The organism is Leifsonia sp. Soil_N53 (assembly GCF_057655165.1).
In genome coordinates this window covers 37,407-44,671 of the sequence record NZ_JBDGMM010000043.1, presented here as the reverse complement: position 1 = coordinate 44,671, position 7,265 = coordinate 37,407, and the positions used below count along the sequence as shown (strand labels likewise).

General features: G+C 72.1%; 7 protein-coding genes. 2 read left to right on the top strand and 5 right to left on the bottom strand.

The window, feature by feature from the left end:
* Window positions 1-255: 255 nt before the first annotated feature.
* Both AC3A3H_RS04995 and AC3A3H_RS04990 read right to left on the bottom strand, forming a co-directional pair.
* Window positions 256-1,155: a VOC family protein gene (locus tag AC3A3H_RS04995; protein ID WP_487613441.1), complete on the bottom strand. Its 900-nt coding sequence runs from the start codon at window positions 1,153-1,155 to the stop codon at window positions 256-258.
* Between the two features lie 33 nt (window positions 1,156-1,188).
* Entirely contained in the window at window positions 1,189-1,911 is a 723-nt protein-coding gene (locus AC3A3H_RS04990) for an RraA family protein (RefSeq protein ID WP_487613440.1), read from the bottom strand.
* Window positions 1,912-2,053: 142 nt separating this feature from the next.
* On the opposite strand from AC3A3H_RS04990, the gene AC3A3H_RS04985 reads away from it, so the two are divergent.
* Window positions 2,054-3,943 (top strand): heavy metal translocating P-type ATPase, encoded by a 1,890-nt coding sequence (locus tag AC3A3H_RS04985; RefSeq protein WP_487613439.1) that lies wholly within the window; start codon window positions 2,054-2,056, stop codon window positions 3,941-3,943.
* On the opposite strand, the gene AC3A3H_RS04980 is transcribed toward AC3A3H_RS04985, so the two are convergent.
* From AC3A3H_RS04980 to AC3A3H_RS04970, 3 genes are all read right to left on the bottom strand, one after another.
* A complete protein-coding gene (locus tag AC3A3H_RS04980; RefSeq protein WP_487613438.1) occupies window positions 3,930-4,832 on the bottom strand; it encodes a phosphoribosylaminoimidazolesuccinocarboxamide synthase in 903 nt (300 codons plus the stop codon). The two genes, AC3A3H_RS04985 and AC3A3H_RS04980, sit on opposite strands and share 14 nt — an antisense overlap.
* Window positions 4,833-4,957: 125 nt before the next feature.
* Window positions 4,958-5,308, bottom strand: coding sequence for an SHOCT domain-containing protein (locus AC3A3H_RS04975; protein ID WP_487613437.1), 351 nt, complete (start codon window positions 5,306-5,308; stop codon window positions 4,958-4,960).
* 11 nt (window positions 5,309-5,319) lie between these two features.
* Window positions 5,320-5,787, bottom strand: coding sequence for a DUF6325 family protein (locus tag AC3A3H_RS04970; RefSeq protein WP_487613436.1), 468 nt, complete (start codon window positions 5,785-5,787; stop codon window positions 5,320-5,322).
* A gap of 170 nt (window positions 5,788-5,957) precedes the next feature.
* On the opposite strand from AC3A3H_RS04970, the gene AC3A3H_RS04965 reads away from it, so the two are divergent.
* Window positions 5,958-7,202: an FAD-binding protein gene (locus tag AC3A3H_RS04965; protein WP_487613443.1), complete on the top strand. Its 1,245-nt coding sequence runs from the start codon at window positions 5,958-5,960 to the stop codon at window positions 7,200-7,202.
* Window positions 7,203-7,265: the final 63 nt, after the last annotated feature.

Below are 7,265 nucleotides of genomic sequence, written 5' to 3'. Positions count from 1 at the left end.
GTCGCCGCGGGCGATGCCCCCGCACACGGAGCGCACGCCGCCGCCGCACCGGTCGACGCGGTCCAGCACGGCGCGCACACCGCCCAGCCGGCCGCCGACGCACCCCGCGACGGCGAGGAGCACCACGGCATCCACACCGCTCCCGCCACCGAGTAGCCACCACGCAACGAAGGGAGGACTCCCCGCCCAATCCGGCCGGGGAGTCCTCCCTTCACTGCATTCCGGCGGCGCGTCGCCCCGGTTCTCCTCCGCTGACTACGCCTCCGCAACCACCCGCACCACATTCGCCCACGGGTCGTCGAACGACACCGACCGGCCGTCGTCGCGCGTCGGCACCCCGTAGTGCCGCATCCGCTCCGTCAGCGCGCCCAGATCATCGGCGCCGGGGAGCCGCAGCTGCACCTCGCCGAGTCCGAGCGCGAGCCGGCGCACGCCCGCGCCCCGGCTGTTCCAGGTGTTCATCGCCATGTGGTGGTGGTAGCCGCCCGCCGACACGAACAGCGCCGACGCCCCGAGGGAGGCCGTGGCCTCGAACCCGAGCCGGTCGACATAGAACGCGCGCGCCGACGCCACGTCCCCGACCGACAGGTGCACGTGGCCCACGACGGCGTCGCCGAAACGCGGATCGGCGACGGTCCCGCCGTCGAGGCTCGGCAGCTCCGCCAGCGCGGCGCCGCGCTCGCTGAGGTGCTCGTGGAGGAACGCGTTCGGGTCGAGGTAGAGCGTGTCCATCTCCACCTGGCCGTGCGTCCAGCTCCACTGGCTGCGGTCGCGATCCCAGTACAGCTCGACGCCGTTGCCCTCGGGGTCGGTGAAGTAGAAGGCCTGCGAGACGAGGTGGTCGGCGCTGCCGGTGAACGTCCCGGGCGCGCGGCGGGCGACCGAGTAGACGGCGGCGGCGAGGGCTTCCTGACTGTCGAAGACGATCGCCGTGTGGAACAGGCCGGCCTCGCCGGGCGACGCGTGCTTCAGCTCGGGCGCGTGCTCCAGGATCACCGACGGGGTGGAGCCGCGGCCCAGGATGACGCGCCCTCCCTCTGCGGCCAGCACGGAGAGTGTGACGGCGTCGCGGTAGTAGGCGGTCATGGCGTGGAGGTCGGCGACCCGGAGGGTCACCGCACCCATCGCGGAGTCGGCGGGAAGCAGTTCGGGCATGGGTAGTGCAACGCCTGTGCGGCGCCGGATATTTCAGGTCTCGATCGCTCCGCCGGTCTCGGAGAGGTAGCGGCGCAGGGTCAGCGTCGGGTCCGCCGCCTGGAGGGCGCGGTAGCGGGCGAAGTCGAGCTGGTCGCGCAGCGACGTTCCAGCTCGCATCCGCTCGGACTGCGCGCCCTCGACCGTCTGGATGCGCCGGGCTTCCGCGAAGAGCTCGTCGCGGCGGTCCTCGCCGACCACCAACACGCCGTCGTCGTCGGCCACGATCCAATCGCCCGGGGCGACGGCGACGCCGTCGAGGGTCGCGCTCTTCATGGCGGACCCGGCGGGCGGAACGCGACGCGGGCCGAACGGGTGCGCGCCCAGACTGAACAGCGGGAGCCCGATCTCGCGCAGCTGGGCGGTGTCGCGGTGCAGCCCCCAGATCACCGCGCCGGACAGGCCGGCCTCCCGCGCCTCGAGCAGCATCAGGTCGCCCACGCAGGCCTCGTCGCGCCGGCCGCCGTTGTCGACGACGAGCACGGCGCCGGCGGGGGCGTCGTCGATGGTCTCGAGGAGGACGTCGACGCTGCCGAGGTGGGTGACGGGGGCTGCGGGTCCGTGGAACGGGCGGGCGGGGAGGAGCGGGGTGAGGGCGACCGGGGCCACGGCGACGGGGATGCCGAGGCGCACGGCGGCGTCGGCGACGGCGGCGGTGGGAAGGGGGTCAGCGGCGGCGGTGCGGAGCGGCTGCGGCTTCGCGGCGTTCGTGTCCATGCCGCGACGCTACCGCCGCACCCATGCGCGCGGGGGAATGCACTTCCTCCACAGCCCCTCAGCCGCGACGAGTCATCCACGGATCGCTCTCGGGGCTTCTGTGCCGCTGCTCGCTGCCCAAGGATGGTCTACGGGAGGTGCGATGAGACGGATCGGACGGCTGGCTCGCCGGTATTGGGTGGTCACGCTGACGCTGGGCGTCGGCGCGGTCGGCATCGTGCTGGCGCTCGCCGGCGCGGGCTGGCTGGTCCAGTGGGTGTTCAGCGTCTACGCGCTCGCCGTCGCCGCCTGGCAGGCGGTGGGGATGCTGCGCGCCATGGCGCAGGGCCGGTTCGGCCTCGACATCCTGGCGATCACGGCGATCGTCGCCACCGTGCTGGTCGGCGAGTTCGTGGCGGCGTTGATCGTCGTGCTCATGCTGACCGGTGGCGAAGCGCTGGAGGATTACGCCAACCGCCGGGCCAAACGCGAGCTCGACGCCCTGCTCGCCCGTGCACCGCAGTTCGCCCATCTGGTCGTGGACGGCGGATACCAGGAGGTGCCGGTCGATCAGGTGCGGGTGGGCGACGCGCTGCTCGTCCGCCCGTCCGAGATCGTGCCGGTCGACGGCGTCCTGCTCTCCGGGCGGGGGACGTTCGACCAGGCGTCGATCACCGGGGAGAGCATCCCGGTCGAGAAGTCGGCGGGCGATGAGGTGCTGAGCGGGTCGGTGAACGGGCAGGAGGCGGTTGAGCTGCGGGCCACCTCGACGGCGGCCTCCTCGCAGTACCAGCAGATCGTCGCGCTCGTCGCCCAGGCCGCGCAGAGCAAGGCGCCGGTCGTGCGGCTCGCCGACCGCTACGCCGTGCCGTTCACGGTGTTCTCGCTGGCGCTCGGCGCGGTGGCATGGTGGGCGAGCGGCGACCCGGTGCGCTTCGCGGAGGTGCTGGTGCTGGCGACGCCGTGCCCGCTGCTCATCGCCGCGCCGGTGGCGTTCATCGGCGGGATGAGCCGCGGGGCGCGCAACAGCATCATCGTCAAGTCAGGCGGCGTGCTGGAGCAGCTGGCGCGGGCGCGCACGGCCGTGTTCGACAAGACCGGCACGCTCACCTACGGCGCCCCGGAGCTCAGCGAGGTCCGCCCGCAACCATCGTTCTCCGCTGACGAGCTCCTCGGCGCCGTGGCCAGCGCCGAGCAGTACTCCTCGCATGTGCTCGCGTCGTCGTTCATCCAGGCGGCGCAGGAGCGCGGCCTGGTCCTGCACGAGGCGGCGTCGGCTCAGGAGGCCGCCACCAACGGCGTCGTCGCGGACATCGATGGCCGGGAGGTCGTGGTGGGCAAGTTCGCGTTCGTCGCCGAACACGCGCCGGACACCGTGCGTACGGCGATCGCGTCGGGAGAGCTCGCGGTCTACGTCGCGATCGGCGGGCGTTACGCCGGGGCGCTGCTCGCGAGCGACCGGCTCCGCGCGAACGCGGCGACGACCCTGCGCGAGCTCGCGGCGCTCGGGGTCACGAACACGATGATGCTGACCGGAGACGCGCGCGAGACCGCCGCGCACATCGCCGCGGAGCTCGGCGTGACGAGAGTGCGTGCGGAGTGCCTCCCGGCCGACAAGGTGGCGGAGGTCGCGGGCATCGCGGAGCGGCCCGTGATCATGGTGGGCGACGGCGTGAACGACGCGCCGGTCCTGGCGGCGGCGGACGTGGGCATCGCGATGGGCGCCAAGGGCGCGACGGCGGCGAGCGAGTCCGCCGACGCGGTCATCCTCGTGGACGATATCCACGGCGTCGCCCGCGCGGTGCGGATCGGGAAGGACACCGTGCGGATCGCCCTGCAGAGCATCTGGCTCGGGATCATCGTCTCGGTCCTGCTGATGCTGATCGCGGCCTTCGGCTTCATCCCGGCGACCGCGGGCGCGCTCATCCAGGAACTGGTCGACCTGGCGACGATCCTCGCCGCCCTCCGCGCCATCGGCGGCCGCCTCGACACCAAGGAGGCCGCAGAGCCCAGGGCCGGACCGCGCGCGGCGGTGGGACCTACGCCCCTGTGAGCCGCTCCAGCAGCTCGCGGTAGCGGGCCGCCGTGCGCTCCACGACCTCGGCGGGGAGCTCCGGCGGAGTGCCGGTCTTGTCCCAGTTGGCCGTGAGCCAGTCGCGGACGATCTGCTTGTCGAAGCTGGCCATCCGCGCGGCCGGGGTCGCCGCCGTCGCGAACACGCGGGCGTCCCAGTAGCGGCTGGAGTCGCTGGTGAGCACCTCGTCGGCGAGGGTGATCTCCCCTGTCGCGCGGTCGGCGCCGAATTCGAACTTCGTGTCGGCGATGATCACGCCGTGCTCCTCGGCGATCTCCGCTCCGCGGGCGTAGATCTCGAGAGACAGGCGGCGGAGCTCCTCCGCCACCTCGGCACCGACCAGTTCGACAGTGCGCTCGAAGCTGATGTTCTCGTCGTGCTCGCCCATCGGGGCCTTCCACGCCGGCGTGTAGATCGGCTCCGGCAAGCGGTCGCCATCCGTGAGCCCGGCGGGAAGCGGCACGCCGCAGACGCTCTGCGTCCGCTGGTACTCGGCCCAGCCGCTGCCGGTCAGGTAGCCGCGGACGACGCACTCGACCGGGAACATGTCCAACGGCTTCACGAGCATGGCGCGGCCGGCGACCTCGGCGGGGATGCGCTCCACGACGCGGTCGCCGTCGAGGGCATGGTCCGGTATCAGATGGTTCGGGATGCCGTGCAGGCGATCGAACCACCACAGGCTGAGCGTGGTGAGCAGCTCGCCCTTGCCCGGGATGCCCGGCTCGAGCACGTGGTCGAACGCACTTACCCGGTCGGACGCCACCACGAGGACGGCGGTCGTGTCGGCCAGCCCTCCCGCGCCCTCCGGGACGTAGAGGTCGCGGACCTTCCCGGAATAGACGTGCGTCCAGCCTGCCAGTTCGCTCACCCGTCCATCGTAGGGGTGCCCACAGGCCGCCGACGCCGACCCGGTCTCTCCCGCAATCCGCCGCGGCGGAGCGGAAGGGACCGGGTCGGCGTCGGCCGCGCGCGGTCACTCCAGGTGCATCCGCCTCACGCCAGCAGCTTCGCCTTCGCCGCGCTGAACTCGGCGTCGGACAGGATGCCCTGCGAGTGCAGCGTCGCGAGCTGCTGCAGTTGCGCCATCATGTCGTCGGCGGGCGCGGCCGCCGGTGCCGCCGCCGGAGCCGCAGCCGCCTGCTGCGCGGCCGCCTCCTGCGCCATCTGCTGCATCTGCGCCTGTTGCTGCTGCTCCGCGGCCGCCTGCTGCTCGTACTTGTCCTCCGCGCGCTGCGCCTGCCGCCGCTGTACGTTGCCCGACACGGCCGTGGCCGTGCCCGCCACCACGGCGGTGCGCGCCGCCATCCCGATCAGTCCCGGGCGTCCCATTCGTCCTAAAGGCATGTCCCCACTCCTCAGCTCTCGACCGTCTCCACGTCGGTGTCGGACTCCACGTAGTCCTCGAACTCCCCGGCCACGACCGCGTTCACGACCGGCGCCGGGATGCGCTCGCTGTGGACCACCAGGCCGCCGGCCTGGAAGAACTTGCTGGCGAGCTCCCGGGCCCACAGGTGCTCGATCACCAGGATCGCGCCGGTGGTGCCCGGCTCGATCAGCTCGGCGATCGAGTCCACGTCCTCGGCTCCGGCGAGGCCGCCGGCGTCCAGGCTGATCCCCGCCATGCCGATCTCGTCGCCGATCTCCTCCAGCTCGACGATGTCGATGCCGCCGTCGGCGTGCCGCGTCACGAACAGGAGGTCGAGGAGGCGCACGGTGCCGCCCTCCACCAGGTCGAGGATGGCCTGGACCACCCCTGGCGAGGGTCTGTCGTTGTCGAACTGGGCGACGATGAACTCCGCCGGACCGTACTCGAATTCAGCCATCTCGTGCCTCCGTCTGCGGGCCGGTCCCGCTTTCACGCCAGACGATACACACGCGTACTCGGCCCGGCAATGACGTAATTTCGCGCTCAGGAAGCGGCGTAATGTGCACGGTCACATCCCTAGACTGGAGGTCTGCGGACACCGCCGTCGACGTCGAGAAGGGACCCCTGGTGGGCGAGAAGAACTGGGCAGGAAACCACGAGTACCGGGCGCGGGAGATCGTGCGCCCGACCAGCGTCGAGGAGCTCCGCGCCCTCGTGACGGGCGCCGGCTCCGTCCGCGCGCTGGGCAGCAGGCACTCCTTCAACGACCTCGCCGACACCGACGGCCTGCTGATCAGCACCGCCGGCCTCCCGGCGGACATCCGCATCGACGCCGACTCCCGCACGGTGACCGTCGGCGGCGGAGTGCGCTACGGCGACCTCGCCCAGGCGCTCCAGTCGGCCGGCTGGGCACTGCACAACCTGGCGTCGCTGCCGCACATCTCGGTCGCCGGCGCCATCGCGACGGCGACGCACGGTTCGGGCGACCGCAACGGCAACCTCTCGACCGCGGTCGCCGGGCTGCGCATCCTCACCGCCTCGGGCGAGTTCGTGGACTTCGCCCGAGGCGACGCCGGGTTCGAGGGCGCGGCGGTCTCGCTCGGCGCCCTCGGCATCGTCACGGAGGTCGTGCTCGACATCCGCCCCACCTACGACGCACGCCAGCGCCTGTTCGGAGGCGTTCCGTGGGAGGCCGTGACCGACCGCCTCGACGAGGTCACCTCGGCCGCGTACAGCGTCTCCCTCTTCACGACCTGGGACGAGGACGCCGTGTCGCTCGCGTGGATCAAGGAGCTCGACGGTGTCGCGACGGACATCGGCGACGACTTCTTCGGTGCGCCGGCGCTCACCGAGCCGCGGCACATGATCGCCACGATGGACGTGCGGAACACGACGCAGCAGCTCGGCGTGGTGGGCCCGTGGAGCGAGCGCCTCGCGCACTTCCGGTTCGAGTTCACGCCGTCCAACGGCGAGGAGATCCAGTCCGAGTACCTGGTCCCGCGCGCACGGGCGGTGGAGGCCATCCGGGCGGTGCGCGAGCTCGGCCCGGTGATCGCGCCGCTCCTGCAGATCAGCGAGATCCGCACGGTCGCGGCCGACGACCTCTGGCTGTCCAGCGCATACGGGACCGACGTGGTCGGCCTCCACTTCACGTGGTTCCGCGACCAGGCCGGCGTGGAGGCCGTGCTCCCGGCGCTGGAGGCCGCGCTGCTGCCGCTCGGCGCACGCCCGCACTGGGGCAAGCTCTACCTCGACGTGGACGGCGTCGTCCCGTCGCTCTACCCCAAGCTGGACGAGTTCCGCGCCCTGGCGTCCTCCCTCGACCCCGAGGGCCGCTTCCGCAACCCCTTCCTCGACCGCCTCCTCGCCTAGCCGCTCAGCATCTAACAATTCCGGAGTTAGGTACGGCTCTAAGCGGCGTGTTGCGTACATAAC